Annotated in this window: 19 protein-coding genes; 1 reads left to right on the top strand and 18 read right to left on the bottom strand. The window is 52.9% G+C overall.

The genetic code is table 11. The annotated features are described in order from the left end of the window. Positions 1 to 87: 87 nt before the first annotated feature. The 18 genes from pstA to asnC form a co-directional block, all read right to left on the bottom strand. Positions 88 to 978 carry a phosphate ABC transporter permease PstA gene (gene pstA / locus FD428_RS21620; RefSeq protein ID WP_012000822.1) on the bottom strand — a complete coding sequence of 297 codons (891 nt, stop codon included), beginning with the start codon at positions 976 to 978 and terminating at the stop codon, positions 88 to 90. After that, positions 978 to 1,937, bottom strand: a complete 960-nt coding sequence (gene pstC, locus FD428_RS21615) for a phosphate ABC transporter permease PstC (protein WP_012000823.1) — start codon at positions 1,935 to 1,937, stop codon at positions 978 to 980. Before pstC ends, pstA begins: the two co-directional genes overlap by 1 nt. A gap of 144 nt (positions 1,938 to 2,081) precedes the next feature. After that, entirely contained in the window at positions 2,082 to 3,122 is a 1,041-nt protein-coding gene (pstS, locus tag FD428_RS21610; protein WP_024130085.1) for a phosphate ABC transporter substrate-binding protein PstS, read from the bottom strand. 319 nt (positions 3,123 to 3,441) lie between these two features. Beyond that, positions 3,442 to 5,271 (bottom strand): glutamine--fructose-6-phosphate transaminase (isomerizing), encoded by a 1,830-nt coding sequence (gene glmS, locus FD428_RS21605; protein WP_012000825.1) that lies wholly within the window; start codon positions 5,269 to 5,271, stop codon positions 3,442 to 3,444. Between the two features lie 240 nt (positions 5,272 to 5,511). Then, a complete protein-coding gene (gene glmU / locus FD428_RS21600; RefSeq protein ID WP_114848144.1) occupies positions 5,512 to 6,882 on the bottom strand; it encodes a bifunctional UDP-N-acetylglucosamine diphosphorylase/glucosamine-1-phosphate N-acetyltransferase GlmU in 1,371 nt (456 codons plus the stop codon). Positions 6,883 to 7,194: 312 nt separating this feature from the next. Next, on the bottom strand, positions 7,195 to 7,614 hold the full coding sequence (locus FD428_RS21595; RefSeq protein ID WP_012000828.1) for a F0F1 ATP synthase subunit epsilon: 420 nt from the start codon (positions 7,612 to 7,614) through the stop codon (positions 7,195 to 7,197). 20 nt (positions 7,615 to 7,634) lie between these two features. Beyond that, a complete protein-coding gene (atpD, locus tag FD428_RS21590; protein WP_012000829.1) occupies positions 7,635 to 9,017 on the bottom strand; it encodes a F0F1 ATP synthase subunit beta in 1,383 nt (460 codons plus the stop codon). A gap of 26 nt (positions 9,018 to 9,043) precedes the next feature. Next, the gene (gene atpG / locus FD428_RS21585; RefSeq protein ID WP_047460091.1) at positions 9,044 to 9,907 is read right to left on the bottom strand and encodes a F0F1 ATP synthase subunit gamma; all 864 of its coding nucleotides are present in this window, start codon (positions 9,905 to 9,907) and stop codon (positions 9,044 to 9,046) included. 50 nt (positions 9,908 to 9,957) lie between these two features. Beyond that, entirely contained in the window at positions 9,958 to 11,499 is a 1,542-nt protein-coding gene (atpA, locus tag FD428_RS21580) for a F0F1 ATP synthase subunit alpha (protein WP_012000831.1), read from the bottom strand. 12 nt (positions 11,500 to 11,511) lie between these two features. Continuing rightward, complete coding sequence (gene atpH, locus FD428_RS21575; protein ID WP_012000833.1) at positions 11,512 to 12,045, bottom strand: F0F1 ATP synthase subunit delta; 534 nt, start codon at positions 12,043 to 12,045, stop codon at positions 11,512 to 11,514. A 14-nt stretch (positions 12,046 to 12,059) separates the two neighbouring features. After that, positions 12,060 to 12,530: a F0F1 ATP synthase subunit B gene (gene atpF, locus FD428_RS21570; protein WP_003827022.1), complete on the bottom strand. Its 471-nt coding sequence runs from the start codon at positions 12,528 to 12,530 to the stop codon at positions 12,060 to 12,062. A 59-nt stretch (positions 12,531 to 12,589) separates the two neighbouring features. Beyond that, positions 12,590 to 12,829: a F0F1 ATP synthase subunit C gene (gene atpE / locus FD428_RS21565; RefSeq protein ID WP_000429386.1), complete on the bottom strand. Its 240-nt coding sequence runs from the start codon at positions 12,827 to 12,829 to the stop codon at positions 12,590 to 12,592. 47 nt (positions 12,830 to 12,876) lie between these two features. After that, positions 12,877 to 13,692 carry a F0F1 ATP synthase subunit A gene (atpB, locus tag FD428_RS21560; protein ID WP_047460083.1) on the bottom strand — a complete coding sequence of 272 codons (816 nt, stop codon included), beginning with the start codon at positions 13,690 to 13,692 and terminating at the stop codon, positions 12,877 to 12,879. 8 nt (positions 13,693 to 13,700) lie between these two features. Then, a complete protein-coding gene (gene atpI, locus FD428_RS21555) occupies positions 13,701 to 14,081 on the bottom strand; it encodes a F0F1 ATP synthase subunit I (protein ID WP_012131096.1) in 381 nt (126 codons plus the stop codon). Positions 14,082 to 14,696: 615 nt separating this feature from the next. Continuing rightward, positions 14,697 to 15,320, bottom strand: coding sequence for a 16S rRNA (guanine(527)-N(7))-methyltransferase RsmG (gene rsmG, locus FD428_RS21550; RefSeq protein ID WP_114848145.1), 624 nt, complete (start codon positions 15,318 to 15,320; stop codon positions 14,697 to 14,699). Positions 15,321 to 15,422: 102 nt separating this feature from the next. Then, positions 15,423 to 17,312, bottom strand: coding sequence for a tRNA uridine-5-carboxymethylaminomethyl(34) synthesis enzyme MnmG (gene mnmG / locus FD428_RS21545; protein WP_114848146.1), 1,890 nt, complete (start codon positions 17,310 to 17,312; stop codon positions 15,423 to 15,425). 372 nt (positions 17,313 to 17,684) lie between these two features. After that, on the bottom strand, positions 17,685 to 18,134 hold the full coding sequence (gene mioC, locus FD428_RS21540; RefSeq protein ID WP_114848147.1) for an FMN-binding protein MioC: 450 nt from the start codon (positions 18,132 to 18,134) through the stop codon (positions 17,685 to 17,687). Between the two features lie 88 nt (positions 18,135 to 18,222). Continuing rightward, on the bottom strand, positions 18,223 to 18,681 hold the full coding sequence (gene asnC / locus FD428_RS21535) for a transcriptional regulator AsnC (protein WP_012131100.1): 459 nt from the start codon (positions 18,679 to 18,681) through the stop codon (positions 18,223 to 18,225). Positions 18,682 to 18,832: 151 nt separating this feature from the next. On the opposite strand from asnC, the gene asnA reads away from it, so the two are divergent. After that, the gene (gene asnA / locus FD428_RS21530) at positions 18,833 to 19,825 is read left to right on the top strand and encodes an aspartate--ammonia ligase (protein WP_024130086.1); all 993 of its coding nucleotides are present in this window, start codon (positions 18,833 to 18,835) and stop codon (positions 19,823 to 19,825) included. Positions 19,826 to 19,827: the final 2 nt, after the last annotated feature.

Below are 19,827 nucleotides of genomic sequence, written 5' to 3'. Positions count from 1 at the left end.
TCGCCGTTGGCCGCGCCGTAAAAAATTAACCGCTGTTCACATCTGTAGGCCGGATAAGGCGTTTACGCCGCCATCCGGCACCTGAAATTAACCGTGTTTACTCTTCGCAAAAATGATGCGCGCCAGAATATTCAGCAACAATACGCACAGGGTAATGATCAACACCCCAGCCCAGGCCAGTTGCTGCCACTCCGCGAACGGACTCATCGCAAATTTAAAGATAGTGACCGGCAGGTTAGCGATAGGCTGCATCATGTCGGTGCTCCAGAACTGGTTGGAAAGCGCAGTAAAGAGCAGCGGCGCGGTTTCACCCGCAATACGGGCAACCGCCAGCAGTACGCCGGTGATGATCCCGGAAATTGAGGCTTTCAGGGTAATCGCCGAGATCATTTTCCATTTCGGCGTCCCCAGCGCATAGGCCGCTTCACGCAGGCTATCCGGCACCAGTTTCAGCATGTTCTCTGTGGTACGAATGACGATAGGCACCTGTAGCAGCGCCAGCGCAATCACGCCCGCCCAACCGGAGAAGTGCTCCATCTGCGCCACCACGATGGTGTAAACAAACAGACCGACCACGATAGACGGCGCGGAAAGCAGGATGTCGTTAATGAAACGGATCACTTCCGCAAGCCAGGATTTACGGCCATATTCCGCCAGGTAGATCCCCGCCATGATGCCAAGCGGCGTACCAAATACCGTCGCCCACAAAATTAACAGTCCGCTCCCCGCCAGGGCGTTCGCCAGACCACCGCCAGCGGTATTCGGCGGCGGCGTCATTTCGGTAAACAGCGCCAGCGACATGCCGTCGAAACCACGCGTAATGGTGGACATCAGGATCCAGATGAGCCAGAACAGCCCAAACGCCATCGTCGCCATTGAGAGCGTCAATGCGATGCGGTTTCTCGTGCGGCGCTTAGCCTGCATTTTACGGCGGGATTCCGCCAGTTCTGCGGTCGTTTGCATTTCAAGCGTAGCCATTAGCGTGCCCCCTCATTCTTCGCCAGACGCATAATCATCAGCTTAGAAATCGCCAGCACAATGAAGGTAATCACAAACAGAATCAGACCCAGTTCCATCAACGCGGCAACGTGCAGACCAGACTCCGCTTCGGCAAATTCGTTCGCCAGCGCAGAGGTGATACTGTTGCCCGGCATGTACAGCGAAACGCTGTCGAGCTGGTAGGTGTTACCGATGATAAAGGTCACCGCCATGGTTTCTCCCAGCGCACGACCCAGCCCCAGCATAACGCCGCCGATCACCCCATTTTTGGTGAACGGAAGGACGATACGCCAGATAACTTCCCAGGTGGTGCAGCCGATGCCATAGGCCGACTCTTTCATCATCACCGGGGTTTGTTCGAAGACATCGCGCATAACTGCCGCGATGTAAGGAATGATCATAATGGCGAGAATGACGCCCGCCGCCAGAATACCGATACCAAATGCCGGGCCAGAGAACAGTGCGCCAACAAACGGAATGTTGGAAAGAATATTCCCGACCGGTTCCTGGAACCAGGTAGCAAACAGCGGAGCGAAGATAAACAGCCCCCACATGCCGTAGACGATACTGGGGATAGCCGCCAGCAGTTCGATGGCGATGCCCAGCGGGCGACGCAGCCAGCCCGGTGCCAGTTCCGTCAGAAACAGGGCAATACCGAAGCTCACCGGAACGGCGATCAGCAGAGCGATAAACGAGGTAACCAGCGTGCCATAAATGGGAACCAGCGCGCCGTAGATATCGTTTGGCGCATCCCACTCTTTAGTCCACAGGAACGAGAAGCCAAACTTCTCAATGCTTGGCCAGGAGGAGATAATCAGCGAGACAATAATGCCACCCAACATCAATAGCACAATCAGCGCAGCCAGTTTTACCAGCGCGCTGAATATCATGTCACCCTTTTTACCCGGCGGGTTAAAAGCAGGCTTGGTTGCAGCCATAAATTACTCTTTCCATTAAACGCGTTTACGAAGTTGCCCATGCCGGACGGCGCTACGCTTATCCGGCCTACAAATCGGGCCTACAGTCGGAACTGTAGGGCGGATAAGCGTAGCGCCATCCGCCAGTTCGTTAAAGATATTCTATTAGTACAGCGCTTTACCGCTGCTGTCCTTCACATTGGTCTTCCATGCTGCACGAACCTGCTCAACAACGCTGTCCGGCAGGCTGGCGTAATCCAGGTCATTCGCCTGTTTGCCGCCATTTTTGTACGCCCAGTCGAAGAACTTCAGCACTTCAGCGCCCTGCTCAGGTTTCTTCTGCTCTTTATGGACCAGGATGAAGGTGGTGGAAGTGATTGGCCACGCATCGTCACCTTGCTGGTTCGTCAGATCCTGAGCGAAAGAGGTGCTCCAGTCAGCGCCTTTCGCGGCGTTAGCAAAGCTCTCTTCGGTCGGGCTTACGGGTTTACCATCCGCTGAAATCAGTTTGGTGTAAGCCAGGTTATTTTGCTTCGCATAAGCGTATTCAACATAGCCGATAGAGCCCGGCAGACGCTGTACGAATGCGGCGATACCGTCGTTACCTTTACCGCCCAGACCGGTCGGCCAGTTAACGGTAGAGCCAGCGCCGACTTTAGATTTCCACTCTTCGTTCACTTTCGCCAGGTAGCTGGTGAAAACGAAGGAGGTGCCGGAACCATCTGCACGACGCACAACGGCGATGTTCTGAGAAGGCAGTTTCAGACCCGGGTTCAGTTTGGTGATGGCTTCATCATCCCACTTCTTAATTTTACCCAAGTAGATGTCACCCAGGGTTTTCCCATCCAGCACCAGTTCGCCAGACTTCAGACCCGGGATATTCACCGCCAGCACTACGCCGCCAATGACGGTCGGGAACTGGAACAGACCTTCCTGCTCCAGTTTTTCGTCAGACAGCGGAGCGTCGGATGCACCGAAATCAACGGTGTTAGCCGTAATTTGTTTTACACCACCGGAGGAGCCGATACCCTGGTAGTTTACTTTGCTACCGGTCTCTTTCTGATAGGTATCAGCCCATTTGGCATACACCGGCGCAGGGAAAGTTGCACCTGCACCTGTCAGGCTCGCTGCTGCGAAAGCAGAGAACGCGCTCATGGATAAGGTCGCGGCGACAACAGTTGCGACAGTGGTACGCATGACTTTCATAATGTCTCCTGCAAGATTTTCGTAAATCATTGTTAAGTGGCTACGATGAGCAAAATAGGACAAACAGGTGACAGTTAAATGTACGAAATATGACAGTTTTATGACAACGAAAACTGATGAAATAAATCACAGAAAAAACAATTTATAAACAATCAGTTAATTCACTTCATGACAATGCGATTTCATGAAAATTTTCTTTTTATGACACTGAAAACAGTAGCTGAAGATGACGGTTTGTCACATTAAAACGACGGGAGAATTGATTAAAAACAGAACAGCGCAGAAAAAAATGCCCCGCTTTCGCAGGGCATCGTCACGATTACTCAACGGTAACTGATTTCGCCAGGTTACGCGGCTGGTCCACATCGGTGCCTTTGATCAGCGCAACGTGATACGCCAGCAGTTGCAGCGGAACAGTGTAGAAGATCGGTGCAATCACCTCTTCCACATGCGGCATCTCAATGATGTGCATGTTGTCGCTGCTGACAAAACCGGCATCCTGGTCGGCGAAGACGTACAACTGGCCGCCACGGGCGCGGACTTCTTCGATGTTGGATTTCAGTTTTTCCAGCAGTTCGTTGTTCGGCGCCACCACGATAACCGGCATATCTGCGTCGATCAGCGCCAGCGGGCCGTGTTTCAGCTCACCTGCCGCATACGCTTCTGCGTGAATATAAGAGATCTCTTTCAGCTTCAGCGCACCTTCCAGCGCGATCGGATACTGATCGCCACGGCCCAGGAACAGGGCATGGTGTTTGTCAGAGAAATCTTCCGCCAGCGCTTCGATACGCTTGTCCTGAGACAGCATCTGTTCGATACGGCTCGGCAGCGCCTGCAAACCGTGAACAATATCGTGCTCGATAGACGCATCCAGACCTTTCAGACGCGCCAGCTTCGCCACCAGCATCAGCAGAACGGTCAGCTGAGTGGTAAACGCTTTGGTGGAGGCCACGCCGATTTCCGTCCCGGCGTTGGTCATCATCGCCAGATCGGATTCACGCACCAGGGAAGAACCCGGAACGTTACAGATGGCGAGAGAACCCAGATAGCCCAGCTCTTTCGACAGGCGCAGACCGGCAAGGGTATCCGCCGTTTCGCCAGACTGAGACAGGGTGATCATCAGGCTGTTACGACGCACGGCGGATTTGCGATAGCGGAATTCAGAGGCGATTTCGACGTCGCACGGAATACCGGCCAGCGATTCAAACCAGTAGCGAGAGACCATACCGGAGTTATACGACGTGCCACAGGCGATAATCTGAATATGTTCAACCTGAGACAGCAGTTCGTTCGCTTTTGGCCCCAGCTCGCTTAAATCCACTTCTCCGTGGCTGATACGCCCGGTCAGCGTATTTTTAATCGCATTCGGCTGTTCGTAGATCTCTTTCTGCATGTAGTGGCGGTAAATACCTTTATCGCCCGCGTCATATTGCAGACTGGATTCGATATCCTGACGTTTCACTTCCGCGCCGGATTTATCGAAAATGGAGACCGAACGACGGGTCACTTCCGCAATATCGCCTTCTTCCAGGAAGATGAAGCGACGGGTTACCGGCAGCAGCGCCAGCTGGTCGGAAGCGATAAAGTTTTCGCCCATACCCAGACCGATAACCAGCGGGCTGCCAGAGCGCGCCGCCAGCAGCGTATCCGGGTGACGGGTATCCATGATTACCGTGCCGTACGCGCCGCGCAGTTGCGGAATCGCACGCATAACCGCTTCACGCAGCGTCCCGCCCTGTTCCAGCTCCCAGTGCACTAAGTGAGCAATCACTTCGGTGTCGGTCTCAGAAACGAAGGTATAACCACGCGCTTTCAGTTCTTCACGCAGTGGTTCATGGTTTTCGATGATGCCGTTATGCACCACCACAATGTGGTCAGAAACATGCGGATGCGCGTTTGCTTCCGAAGGTTCACCGTGGGTCGCCCAGCGGGTGTGAGCAATACCGGTGCCGCCAGACAGAGGATGGTCTTCCGCTGCCTGGGCCAGCATCTGTACTTTACCAAGGCGACGCAGACGGGTCATGTGACCTTCCGCATCAACCACGGCCAGACCGGCAGAGTCATAACCACGGTATTCCAGACGACGTAAACCTTCGAGAAGGATTTCAGCTACATCACGTTGCGCGATAGCGCCAACAATTCCACACATAGTATTTAATTCCGATTTTGGCATTATGCCTGTCGTTGTCGCCGACCTGTATACCCGTATTTTCGGGCGCCCCGAGCCTTGTAGAGAGTGGGGTTATTTTTATAGGTACTGCTTTTGGGCGAGCGATATATCTTTATCGCCTCATCCCTCATCTGCCGGATGGCGCTTACGCTTATCCGGCCTACAGAACGTCATCGAACGTAGGCCGGATAAGGCAAAGCCGCCATCCGGCAAAAAGACTTACTTCTTCTTCATCGGACGCTGCCAGCCCTGCTTATGCACCTGCGGCACGCGGCTTAACACCAGTTCGTTATCCGCGACATTGCGGGTAACGGTTGTGCCGGCAGCGATGGTCGCACCTTTACCCACGGTAACTGGCGCCACCAGCTGAGTATCAGAACCGACAAACACATCATCGCCAATAATCGTTTTGAATTTATTTGCGCCATCGTAGTTGCAGGTAATGGTGCCCGCGCCAATATTCACGTTGTCGCCAATTTCCGCATCACCCAGATAGCTCAGGTGGCCCGCTTTCGAACCTTTCCCCAGACGCGCTTTTTTCATTTCAACGAAGTTGCCGACATGAGCGCCTTCCCGCAGCTCCGCGCCGGGGCGCAGACGGGCAAACGGACCAATAGTACAGGCCGCTTCCAGGTGCGCATCTTCCACCACGCTGTACGGGCTGATGTCACAGTCATCGCCAATTACGCTGTTTTTAATAACGCAACCCGCGCCAATCTTCACGCGGTGACCCAGCGTGACGTTGCCTTCGATGATAACGTTAGTATCAATTTCAACATCGCGCCCGTGGGTGAGAGCGCCGCGCAGGTCAAAACGCGCGGGATCGCGCAGCATCACACCGGCCAGCAGCAGCTTTTCGGCCTGCTCGGACTGATAAACGCGTTCCAGACGAGAGAGTTGCAGACGGTTGTTTACGCCTTCCACTTCGCTTAAACGATCCGGGTGTACAGCAGCGATTTCGCGGCCTTCCTGATACGCCAGCGCAATGATGTCGGTAATGTAATATTCACCCTGAGCATTATTGTTGGTCAGTTTCGCCAGCCAGCGCTTCATGTCCGCACCATTAGCGATCAGGATACCGGTATTGATTTCCTGGATCTGACGCTGTTCGTCGGTGGCATCTTTATGCTCAACGATGCCGGTCACTTTACCGTTCTCACGCGTAATACGACCGTAACCGCTCGGATCGTCCAGCTTCACGGTTAACAAACCAATGCCGCCCTGCGGTTTGGCGTCACGCAGACGCTGTAAGGTTTCCACAGAGATCAGCGGCACATCGCCATAGAGCATTAAAATGTCTTCGTCATCGCTAAAGAACGGCGCCGCCTGCTGCATCGCATGACCCGTCCCCAGTTGTTCTGCCTGCAAAACCCAGTTCAGGTTGTCATTTTTAAGGGTGTTTTTAAGCAGATCGCCGCCGTGGCCATAGACCAGATGCACCTGAGATGCGCCTAATTCATTAGCGGCATCAATGACATGCTGAACCATCGCTTTTCCCGCAAGGGTATGCAGCACTTTAGGAAGATCGGAATACATACGCGTGCCTTTGCCTGCGGCAAGGATCACTACGCTCATAGCACTATTCAACATACGCGTCCTGACTGTAATTTGAGAACGAATTTATACCGTTTCACATTGAAAATACTACATTTTTTTCATCGTGAAATGGGCAGAAGAGAAAACGCTCAACGCGGGGTTTTCACCGCTTGTTAATGGGATATTTTCGTTCATCACCCTGCCTTTTGTCTTCAGAAAAGTCAGACTTACCTTTCATTAAAGGCTTAGGTTAATGTTTTTGCTATTTTTTTGACCCATGAATAAAGATGAGACAGCACGGAATAACATTCAGGCAAAAAAAAACCAGCCTGATTTCAGACTGGTTTTTATGCTTTCAAGCCGGTGTTACATCGCTTTTTTGGTCAACTCGATAACGCGCAGTTTGGCGATCGCTTTGGCCAGTTCCGCAGATGCCTGAGCGTAATCCACGTCACCATGAGAGCTCTTAATGCGCTCTTCAGCCTTACGTTTCGCTTCCAGAGCTCGCGCTTCGTCGAGATCCTGGCCGCGAATCGCGGTATCAGCCAGTACGGTCACGCTGCCAGGCTGCACTTCAAGAATGCCGCCAGACAGGTAGATAAACTCTTCATGACCGAACTGTTTAACGATGCGGATCATACCAGGCTTAATGGCGGTGAGCAGCGGCGCGTGGCCCGGGTAAATACCCAGTTCACCTTCACTACCCGTTACCTGGATTTTTTCGACCAGACCAGAGAACATTTGTTGCTCTGCGCTGACGACGTCCAGGTGGTAAGTCATTGCCATATCACCCTCCGATTAAGGCGTTAAAGTTTTTTGGCTTTTTCCACGGCTTCGTCGATGGAACCGACCATGTAGAACGCCTGCTCCGGCAGGTGATCGTATTCGCCTTCCATGATGCCTTTAAAGCCACGGATGGTGTCTTTCAGGGAGACGTATTTACCCGGAGAACCGGTAAATACTTCTGCCACGAAGAACGGCTGGGACAGGAAGCGCTGGATCTTACGTGCGCGAGCTACCACCAGTTTGTCTTCTTCAGACAGTTCATCCATACCCAGGATGGCGATGATGTCTTTCAGTTCCTGGTAACGTTGCAGGATAGACTGTACGCCACGCGCGGTGTCGTAGTGCTCCTGACCAACAACCAGCGGGTCCAGCTGACGGCTGGTGGAATCCAGCGGGTCAACGGCCGGGTAGATACCCAGAGACGCAATCTGACGGCTCAGTACCACGGTTGCGTCAAGGTGCGCAAAGGTGGTGGCTGGAGACGGGTCAGTCAGGTCATCCGCAGGTACGTATACCGCCTGTACGGAAGTGATAGAACCGGTTTTGGTGGAGGTGATACGTTCTTGCAGAACACCCATCTCTTCCGCCAGGGTCGGCTGGTAGCCTACCGCTGAAGGCATACGACCCAGCAGTGCGGATACTTCCGTACCGGCCAGGGTGTAACGGTAGATGTTGTCGACGAACAGCAGAACGTCACGACCTTCGTCACGGAATTTCTCCGCCATGGTCAGGCCGGTCAGCGCAACGCGCAGACGGTTTCCCGGCGGCTCGTTCATCTGGCCGTAAACCAGGGATACTTTGTCGATAACGTTGGAGTCGGTCATTTCGTGGTAGAAGTCGTTACCCTCACGAGTACGTTCACCTACGCCCGCAAACACGGAGTAACCGGAATGTTCGATCGCGATGTTACGGATCAGCTCCATCATGTTTACGGTTTTACCTACACCCGCACCACCGAACAGACCCACTTTACCGCCCTTCGCGAACGGACACATCAGGTCGATAACTTTGATACCGGTTTCCAGCAGTTCCTGAGAGTTTGACAACTCTTCGTAGGACGGTGCCGCACGGTGGATAGCCCAACGCTCTTCTTCACCGATCTCGCCTTTCATGTCTACTGGTTCGCCCAGTACGTTCATGATACGACCCAGCGTTGCTTTACCTACCGGGACTTCGATCGGGTGCTCAAGGTCTTTCACATCCAGACCACGACGCAGGCCGTCGGAAGAACCCATGGCGATGGTACGTACGATACCGCCACCGAGCTGCTGCTGAACTTCCAGCACCAGATGTTCATTACCATTCTGCACCTCAAGGGCGTCGTACACGCGCGGTACGGCATCCTGAGGGAACTCGACGTCAACTACGGCGCCGATTACCTGGACAATTTTTCCAGTAGCCATCTTGAATCCTCTACGAATTAACCTGGTTATACCGCGGATGCACCACCGACGATTTCGGTGAGTTCCTGAGTAATGCTGGCCTGACGAGCTTTGTTGTATACCAACTGCAACTCTTTAATCAGGCTGCCGCCATTGTCGGTCGCGGCTTTCATCGCCACCATACGTGCGGCCTGCTCGCTGGCCAGGTTTTCTACCACGCCCTGATAAACCTGAGATTCCACATAGCGACGCAGGAGGGTATCCAGCAGCGCTTTCGGATCGGGTTCGTACAGGTAATCCCAGGTTTTACGTTTCAGTTCATCATCTTCTGAAGCCGGTAACGGCAGCAGCTGAGTGATAGTCGGAACCTGAGACATGGTGTTAATAAATTTGTTGCTGACAATGTAAAGCTTGTCCAGACGGCCTTCATCATAGGCCTGCAACATCACTTTTACCGGGCCGATCAGTTCGGACAGGGATGGGTTATCCCCCATACCCGTCACCTGGGCGACAACATTGCCACCTACGGAACTAAAGAAAGACACGCCTTTAGAGCCGATCATTGCGAGGTCGCACTGAACGCCTTTATCGGACCATGCTTTCATATCCGCCAGCAGTTTCTTGAACAGGTTAATGTTCAAGCCACCGCACAGACCACGGTCGGTCGACACCACCAGGTAGCCCACGCGCTTAACGTCGCGTTCTTCCAGATAGGGGTGCTTATATTCCAGATTACCGTTCGCAAGGTGACCAATCACTTTGCGCATGGTATCTGCATAAGGACGGCTGGCCGCCATGCGATCCTGCGATTTACGCATTTTGGAAGCGGCGACCATCTCCATCGCTTTAGTGATCTTTTGCGTGTTCTGGACGCTTGCGATCTTACTACGTATCTCTTTTGCGCCGGCCATGAGCTTCTCCTCAATGCCTTGCGGCCTGCCTTAAGGCAGGCCACCAGACGTTACCAGGACTGGGTTGCTTTGAAGGAATCGAGGATGCCTTTCAGCTTGCCTTCGATTTCGTCGTTATAGCCACCGGACTGGTTGATCTCTTGCATCAACGGAGCGTGATCACGGTCGACGTAAGCCAGCAGAGCGGCTTCGAAGCTACCGATTTTCGCCAGTTCTACATCCGCCAGATAACCACGTTCTGCCGCGAACAGAACCAGAGACTGCTGCGCAACGGACATCGGCGCATACTGTTTCTGTTTCAGCAGTTCAGTCACTTTCTGACCGTGGTCAAGCTGTTTACGGGTTGCATCGTCAAGGTCAGATGCAAACTGGGAGAACGCCGCCAGTTCACGATACTGCGCCAGCGCGGTACGGATACCACCGGACAGTTTCTTCATGATCTTGGTCTGCGCTGCACCACCAACACGGGATACGGAGATACCCGGGTTAACCGCAGGACGAATACCAGAGTTAAACAGGTTGGTTTCCAGGAAGATCTGACCATCGGTAATAGAAATTACGTTGGTCGGAACGAACGCAGAAACGTCACCCGCCTGGGTTTCGATAATCGGCAGCGCAGTCAGAGAACCGGTTTTCCCTTTCACTTCACCTTTCGTGAAGGCTTCAACGTATTCAACGTTAACACGCGCAGCACGCTCCAGCAGACGAGAGTGGAGGTAGAATACGTCGCCCGGGAATGCTTCACGTCCTGGCGGACGACGGAGCAGCAGGGAGATCTGACGATAAGCAACAGCCTGTTTGGACAGGTCATCGTAGATGATCAGCGCATCTTCGCCGCGGTCGCGGAAGTATTCGCCCATTGCGCAACCGGCATACGGCGCCAGGTATTGCAGTGCGGCAGATTCAGATGCGGTAGCAACCACAACGATGGTATTTTGCAGTGCGCCGTGTTCTTCCAGCTTGCGAACCACGTTAGAGATGGTGGACGCTTTCTGGCCGATAGCCACGTAGACGCACTTGATGCCGGAATCACGCTGGTTGATGATGGCGTCGATTGCCAGAGCGGTTTTACCGGTCTGACGGTCACCGATGATCAATTCACGCTGGCCACGACCGATTGGGATCATGGAGTCAACGGCTTTATAACCCGTCTGAACAGGCTGATCAACGGACTGACGTTCGATTACGCCCGGCGCGATAGCTTCAACAGCAGAGAAGCCATCATGCTCAACCGGACCTTTACCGTCGATTGGCGCGCCCAGGGTGTTAACCACACGGCCCAGCAGGCCACGGCCAACCGGAACTTCCAGGATACGGCCAGTACATTTAACCTTCATGCCTTCGGCAAGGTCAGCGTACGGACCCATCACAACCGCACCTACAGAGTCGCGCTCCAGGTTCAGTGCGATAGCGTAACGGTTACCCGGCAGGGAGATCATTTCACCCTGCATACAATCGGCCAGGCCGTGAATGCGGATAACACCGTCACTTACAGAAACAATAGTACCTTCGTTGTGAGCTTCACTCACAACATTGAACTGAGCAATGCGCTGCTTGATCAGTTCGCTGATTTCGGTGGAATTCAGTTGCATGCTCCAGTCCCCTTAAGACTGCAAGACGTCTGCAAGGCGTTCAAGACGGCCGCGTACGCTGCCATCAATGACCATATCACCCGCTCGGATGATAACGCCTGCCATTACAGACTTATCGATTTTGCAATTCAGCTTAACTTTGCGTGACAGACGTTTTTCCATCGCAGCGCTAATTTTCGCAAGCTGTTCTTCACTCAATGCGGTGGCGGAAGTTACCTCAACTTCAGAGGTGGACTCACTCGCGGCGCGCAGGTGAATAAACTGCTCCAGAACATCCGGGAGCGCGTTCAGACGATTATTTTCAGCCATCACCCGAATCAGGTTCTGACCGTTTTCGTCCAGCTGCTCACCGCAGACTGCGATAAACGACTCAGCGAGCGTTTCCGGCGCCAGCGCGCCAGAGAGAAGCTCTGCCATTTGTTCGTTCTTGGTTACCTCGGCGGCAAACGCCAGCATGTCCTGCCAGCGCTCTACACTTTGGTGTTCGACGGCAAAGTCAAAAGCTGCTTTGGCGTAGGGGCGAGCTACCGTAACAAATTCAGACATCAGCCCCTCCCTCCTTACAGTTCAGCGACAAGTTTGTCCACGATGTCGCTGTTAGCAGCTTCATCCACGGAACGTTCGATGATCTTCTCGGCGCCAGCAACAGCCAGGATAGCAACTTGCTTACGCAGCTCTTCACGGGCACGTTTACGCTCGGCGTCAATTTCCGCCTGCGCCTGGGCCACGATTTTAGTACGTTCCTGCTCTGCTTCAGTTTTGGCTTCATCCAGGATCTGAGCGCGACGTTTGTTCGCCTGCTCAATGATTACCTGAGCTTCCGCCTTCGCTTTTTTCAGCTGGTCGGTCGCGCTGGCCTTTGCAAGGTCAAGGTCCTTATGTGCTCGTTCTGCGGAAGCAAGACCGTCAGCAATTTCTTTTTGACGTTTTTCGATGGCAGCCATTAACGGCGGCCATACGTACTTCATGCAGAACAGAACGAACAGGACAAACGCGATGGCCTGGCCGAGGATTGTTGCGTTAAGATTCACAGCACAATGCCTCTATCTAGTTAACGTTCTGATATTGCTCTTAATTCAAGCAACGCTTACTACGCGACAGCGAACATCACGTACAGACCCAGACCTACAGCGATCATCGGGATAGCATCCACCAGACCCATAACGATAAAGAACTGAGTACGCAGCAGAGGAATCAGATCAGGTTGACGCGCTGCGCCTTCCAGGAATTTACCCCCGAGGATGCCGATACCGATCGCAGCACCGATTGCCGCCAGACCCATCATCACAGCGGCAGCCATGTACAGCAGATCCATATTCAGGTTTTCCATGACAGTCTCCAGTTTGTTTCAGTTAAAACGTAGTAGTGTTGGTAAAATTAATGCTCTTCAGACGCCATCGACAGATAGACAATCGTCAGAACCATGAAGATGAAGGCTTGCAGCGTAATGATCAGGATGTGGAAAATGGCCCACGGCACATTCAGAATCCACTGTGACCACCACGGCAACAGACCAGCAATCAGAATGAAAATCAGCTCACCGGCATACATGTTGCCGAACAGTCGCAGACCGAGTGATACCGGTTTGGACAGCAGACTTACCCCTTCAAGGATTAAGTTGACAGGGATGAACGCCCAGTGATTGAACGGCTGTAGCGTCAACTCTTTCGTGAAGCCGCCGATGCCTTTCATTTTGATGCTGTAGAACAGAATGAGGATAAATACGCCCAGCGCCATCGACAGGGTGATGTTCACGTCAGCGGACGGAACGACACGCAGTGCCGGCAGACCGAAGATATGCTCGCCGATATACGGCAGCAGATCGATAGGCAGTAAGTCCATCAGGTTCATCAGGAATACCCAGACGAAGATCGTCAGGGCCAGCGGCGCAATCAGCTTGCTTTTGCCATGGTACATGTCTTTCACGCTACCATGCACAAAGCCGATGACCAGCTCAATCGCGGTCTGAAATTTACCTGGTACGCCGCTGGTCGCCTTTTTGGCTACGCTGCGGAACATAAGCAGGAACAACAGACCCAGCACCACCGAGAAGAACATGGAGTCAATATTGAGCGTCCAGAAGGTGGCTGGGGGGTTATGCGGATCCACCAGCGAGAATGTACGCAGGTCCAACTGAAGGTTGTTCAGATGGTGTCCTATGTAATCCTGCGGCGTCATATTTTCTGAAGCCATGATGCCTTTTACCCTTTGTTGTTAATTACAGCCGGCGCCAGTATCTGAACCACCAGCACCAAAACCCACGTAACGATCAGCGGCAAAAATACCGCCTTAAAAACCGCCAACGCCACCACCAGTAAAACCAGCATCGCTAACACCTTGAAGGCTTCGCCGAAAGCGAATGACCAGGCCACGCGGCCTTTCGCAGGTGTATGCGCCTGGTGACGCCAGGCAAATATCATAAACAACATGTTAGGCAGCAACACTGCCAGGCCTCCGCATAAGGCGGAAGCGCCCCAGAAGGGGTCTTTGAGGCTAAACAGCAATCCACTTGCTATTACCGCCAGAAGCTGAATGAACAGAAGCTTACGAGCAACGTTTCGACTCAAGAGCGACACAGACATCACGTTTTTACTCCTGCTCCCTTCGAGGTATGCCGCGTGTCGTATAAAACGTTCTTTAAGGCTTAGAGTCAAGCATCAAAAAGCGGTCAAATTATACGGTGCGCCCTCGTGATTTCAAACAATAAGTAGCTAAAAGGTGAATAAATGTTTAAATATTTTTCCCTGGTGCACATTTATCACTTTTCATCAAACTGTGAACGATCATGCAAAACTGCAAATGGCGCGTAAATACTGGTGATAAAGCGTGCTTCGGATCACATATTGAGCATATTCGCCCCGGCAGTATTTATTTACTTGGCAAATGATGCCTTTTCATCTTTCTGATATTTAAGCCTAAAATCACTCACTATTTAAAAAACACCCGGTTACAAGCTAAAAACCATTCATTGACATTTATAATAAAAATTCAACATACCTGAGTGATTCTTAGGTTCAATTTTTAGCAACCTGATATTTTCAATGTTGATTAATTCATTTTTTAATAAAAAGAGCTACGTTGTAGCAATGATACAAAACGGTGAACTCATGGTTAACGGTAACAAGGTATAACTATTCGTTACCTCGCGATTGTTAACACGCGAGCGCCCGTTTTTTTTCTATTTTTTTTGATAAAAATTAAATTTTGTTTGGCTTAATGACCACCAAATGACGTTCGCCTTCCAGCTGCGGGACACACAGTTTAACCACGGACTCGACGCTGAACGCCGCAGACAGCGAGGCGATTTCCTCTTCCGGCAGTTGACCCTTTAACGCATAAAAGCGGCCATTTTCCCCCGGCAGGTGGCGACACCAGCTCAACATGTCATCGAGAGAGGCGAATGCACGGCTGATCACGCCATCAAACGGCGGCTCAGAAGGGAACTCTTCGACGCGACTCTGCACTGGCGTAATATTTTCCAGCTTGAGTTCGTGCTGAACCTGGCGCAGAAAGCGTACCCGCTTGCCCAGGCTATCCAGCAGCGTGAAATGCGATTCAGGACGGACAATGGAGAGCGGGATCCCCGGCAGCCCCGGTCCCGTACCGACGTCAATAAAACGCTCCCCTTGCAGGTGCGGCGCCACAACGATGCTGTCCAGAATATGGCGTACCAGCATCTCGTTAGGATCCCGCACTGACGTCAGGTTGTAGGCTTTGTTCCATTTGTGCAGCATATCGACATACGCAATCAGCTGATTTTTCTGGTGATCGGTAAGCGAAATGCCTGCTTCATCCAGCAGACGGGAGAGTTTGTTAAGCACGGTCGTTACCTGTTAATAATCAAATGCCCGATGCGCTTTCGCTTATCGGGCCTACAAATTTGTAGGGCGGGCAAGCGAAGCGCCCCCGCCAAATTAGTGTTATCAAGCGCTGCGACGCAGCATTCCCTGTTTCTTCAGCCACACCAGCAAAATTGAAATCGCCGCGGGCGTAACGCCGGAAATGCGCGACGCCTGACCGATAGAGACCGGTTTGTGATCGTTCAGCTTGGCGATAACTTCATTTGACAGACCAGAAACCTGGCGATAATCCAGCGTTGCAGGCAGCAATGCGTTCTCGTTACGCAGCTGTTTTTCGATCTCATCCTGCTGACGGGCGATATAGCCTTCGTATTTTACCTGAATCTCAACCTGTTCAGCGGCCTGCGCATCATCAAGACCCGGAGCGAACGGCGTCAGCGAAGTCAGCTGCGCGTAGGTCATTTCCGGGCGACGCAGCAGGTCTTCACCGCTGGCTTCACGCGACAGCGGCGCAGTCAGGTGAGCGTTCACTTCACCGGCCGATTCCGCCGACGGCGTTACCCAGGTGGATTTCAGACGCTGACGTTCGCGTTCGATATTCTCCAGTTTCTCGTTGAAGCGCGCCCAGCGCTCATCATCCACCAGACCCAGCTCGCGGCCCATTTCGGTCAGACGCAGGTCGGCGTTATCTTCACGCAACATCAGGCGGTATTCCGCGCGGGAGGTAAACATGCGGTACGGTTCTTTGGTGCCCAGCGTGCAAAGATCGTCCACCAGCACGCCGAGGTAAGCCTGAGAACGCGCAGGCGCCCAGCCTTCTTTGTCCGCAGACAGACGGGCGGCGTTCAGACCGGCGAGCAAACCTTGCGCGGCCGCTTCTTCGTAACCTGTCGTCCCGTTGATTTGCCCGGCGAAGAACAATCCCTGGATAAATTTGCTCTCCAGCGTTGGTTTCAGGTCGCGCGGATCGAAGAAATCGTACTCAATGGCATAACCAGGACGCACGATTTTCGCGTTTTCCATCCCCTGCATTGAGCGGACGATCTGCATCTGCACATCGAACGGCAGGCTGGTGGAGATACCGTTCGGGTAAATTTCGTTAGAGGTCAGTCCTTCCGGTTCCAGGAAGATCTGATGTTGGTTGCGATCGGCAAAGCGCATGACTTTATCTTCGATCGACGGGCAGTAACGCGGGCCGATCCCTTCGATCACACCGGCATACATTGGGCTGCGATCGAGGTTGTTGCGGATCACATCATGGGTTTTTTCGTTGGTATGCGTGATGTAGCACGGCACCTGCTGCGGATGCTGGGACGCGTTGCCCATGAACGAGAACACTGGCATCGGGTTATCGCCGTGCTGCTGCGCCAGTACGCTGAAATCAATGGTGCGCGCATCAATACGCGGCGGCGTACCGGTTTTCAGGCGGCTGACGCGCAGCGGAAGTTCACGCAGGCGACGAGACAGTGGAATGGATGGCGGATCGCCAGCACGGCCGCCGCTGTAGTTATCCAGACCAATATGAATTTTGCCGTCAAGGAAAGTCCCGACGGTGAGAACCACCGCTTTAGCCCGGAATTTCAGGCCCATCTGGGTAACTGCGCCCACGACGCGATCGTTTTCAACAATCAGATCTTCAACCGCCTGCTGGAAGATCATCAGGTTCGGCTGATTCTCCAGCGCAGTACGCACCGCCTGGCGATATAGCACGCGATCCGCCTGTGCGCGAGTCGCACGAACGGCCGGACCTTTGCTTGCGTTTAGTATCCTAAACTGGATACCCGCCTGGTCGATCGCTTTCGCCATCAGCCCGCCGAGCGCATCCACTTCTTTTACCAGGTGTCCCTTCCCAATACCGCCAATGGCCGGGTTGCAGCTCATTTGCCCCAGCGTGTCGATATTGTGTGTCAAAAGCAGGGTCTGTTGCCCCATACGCGCTGCGGCCATTGCGGCCTCAGTGCCTGCATGACCCCCGCCAATGATGATGACGTCAAAAGGATCCGGATAAAACATGGTAATTGCCTCGCATACGGCGGTGTGAAAGTGGATTGAAGCCCGGGTCGTGGATTCTACTCAACTTTAGCCGCTGGAGAAAGTCCCGGGATCCTGGGTATTAAAAAGAAGATCTTTTTATTTAGAGATCTGTTTTATTGTGATCTCTTATTAGGATCGCGATTGTCTGTGGATAACCAGGATCCGCTGAATAAGATCAACAAGTTGTTGAGGATCATTAGCTGTGAATGATCGGTGATCCTGGCCCGTATAAGCTGGGATCAGAATGAAGGGTTATGCACAACTCAAAAACTGAACACCGGTTGTTCTTTGGATAACTACTGGTTGATCCAAGCTTCTTACCAGAGTTATCCACACTCGATCGCACGATCTTTACACTATTTTGAGTAAATTAATCCAGGATCCCAGCCAAACCTCTGCCGGATCTTCAGGAATATCGTGTTCAAGGATGTTGATCTTGAGGGTTTCCCCGAGCGATTTTGCGCCTGATGTCTTGAGCGCGGCCTCTATTTTATCGATGGCGCCGCAGAATGTGTCATATTCACGACTTCCGATGCCGATGGCGCCGAAACGAACCTGAGAAAGATCGGGGTTCTGCGACTGAAGCGCTTCATAGAAAGGAGCAAGGTTATCCGGGATATCGCCCGCGCCATGCGTGGAGCTGATAATCAGCCAGGTTCCTGACGCTGACAGATCCTCTAATAGCGGACCGTGCAAGGTTTCGGTTGAAAAACCTGCATCTTCCAGCTTTTCAGCCAGATGTTCTGCAACATATTCGGCACCGCCAAGGGTGCTGCCGCTGATAAGAGTAATGTCTGCCATACGAGCCCATCCTTATAAAGAGGGGCTATTGTACGCTGTGAGCGAGCTGGGATCTACCTGTGGAAAAATGTGGGATTAAAAAAGCCGATCACGGCCGGATAGTACGCATGATCGGGTTTTGCAGGGAGATCAATGTCTCGGTGGACTGAATTTCATCAATTGTTTGGATCTTGTTGATAAGTACCTGTTGCAGGGCGTCGATGGATCGACACATAACCTTAATAAAGATGCTGTAGTGGCCGGTGGTGTAATACGCTTCGGTCACTTCGTCCAGGCTTTCGAGCTTCGCCAGCGCGGATGGGTAGTCTTTCGCGCTTTTTAAAATAATGCCGATAAAGCAGCAGACGTCGTATCCGAGCTGTTTTGGACTGACGTCAATCCGCGCGCCGGTAATGATCCCCGCCTGCTTCATTTTTTCTACGCGAACGTGAATCGTCCCCGGGCTGACGCTAAATTGTTTGGCCAGTTCAGCGTATGCCGTACGCGCATTTGCCATTAACGCTTCCAGGATGCCGCGATCCAGATTGTCGATCTGATAATTTTCCATAGGTTTTTCTTATGTAGATTAGTGATTCACTCTATTTTAGCGTCTTATTTTATCGAATCAAAAGTGAAGTCGGCTTTTTGTTTGTGGATTATTGAATATCACCCTCAATCTGTTGCTTAATCATAGGCAACAGGACGCAGGAGTATACAAAATGAAAACCGCTTACATCGCCAAACAACGTCAAATTAGCTTCGTGAAATCTCACTTCTCTCGTCAACTGGAGGAGCGTCTGGGTCTGATTGAAGTTCAGGCGCCGATCCTTAGCCGCGTAGGAGATGGCACGCAGGATAACTTGTCGGGCTGTGAAAAAGCGGTACAGGTAAAAGTGAAAGCGTTGCCGGATGCCCAGTTTGAAGTGGTGCATTCACTGGCAAAGTGGAAACGCCAGACGCTGGGACAACACGACTTCAGCGCGGGTGAAGGGCTGTACACGCACATGAAAGCCCTTCGCCCTGACGAAGACCGCCTCTCCCCGCTCCACTCCGTCTATGTCGACCAGTGGGACTGGGAACGCGTTATGGGCGACGGTGAGCGTCAATTCGCCACCCTGAAAAGCACGGTAGAGGCTATCTGGGAAGGCATTAAGGCAACCGAAGCCGCGGTAAGCAAAGAATTTGGTCTGGCGCCGTTCCTGCCGGAGCAGATCCACTTTGTTCACAGCCAGGAGCTGCTGGCACGTTACCCGGATCTGGATGCGAAAGGGCGCGAACGCGCGATCGCGAAAGAGCTTGGCGCCGTTTTCCTGGTCGGTATCGGCGGGAAACTGAGTGACGGTAAACGTCACGACGTGCGTGCGCCGGATTATGATGACTGGAGCTCTGCTTCTGATCTGGGCCATGCTGGTCTGAACGGCGATATCCTGGTCTGGAACCCGGTACTGGAAGATGCGTTTGAGCTTTCCTCAATGGGGATCCGTGTCGACGCCGATGCGCTGAAACGCCAGCTTGCTCTGACCGGAGATGAAGATCGCCTGAGTCTGGAGTGGCACCAGGCGCTGCTGCGCGGCGAGATGCCGCAAACGATCGGCGGCGGTATTGGTCAGTCTCGCCTGACGATGCTGTTGCTGCAACTGCCGCACATTGGTCAGGTTCAGTGCGGCGTGTGGCCTGCGCAGGTTCGTGAAAGCGTCGCTTCCCTGCTGTAATT

Origin of the sequence: Citrobacter sp. TBCP-5362 (assembly GCF_005406305.1) — a bacterium.
GTDB lineage: Bacteria > Pseudomonadota > Gammaproteobacteria > Enterobacterales > Enterobacteriaceae > Citrobacter_B > Citrobacter_B koseri.
Note: the sequence above shows the minus strand (reverse complement) of the source record. Positions and strands in the feature narration are given on the sequence as shown.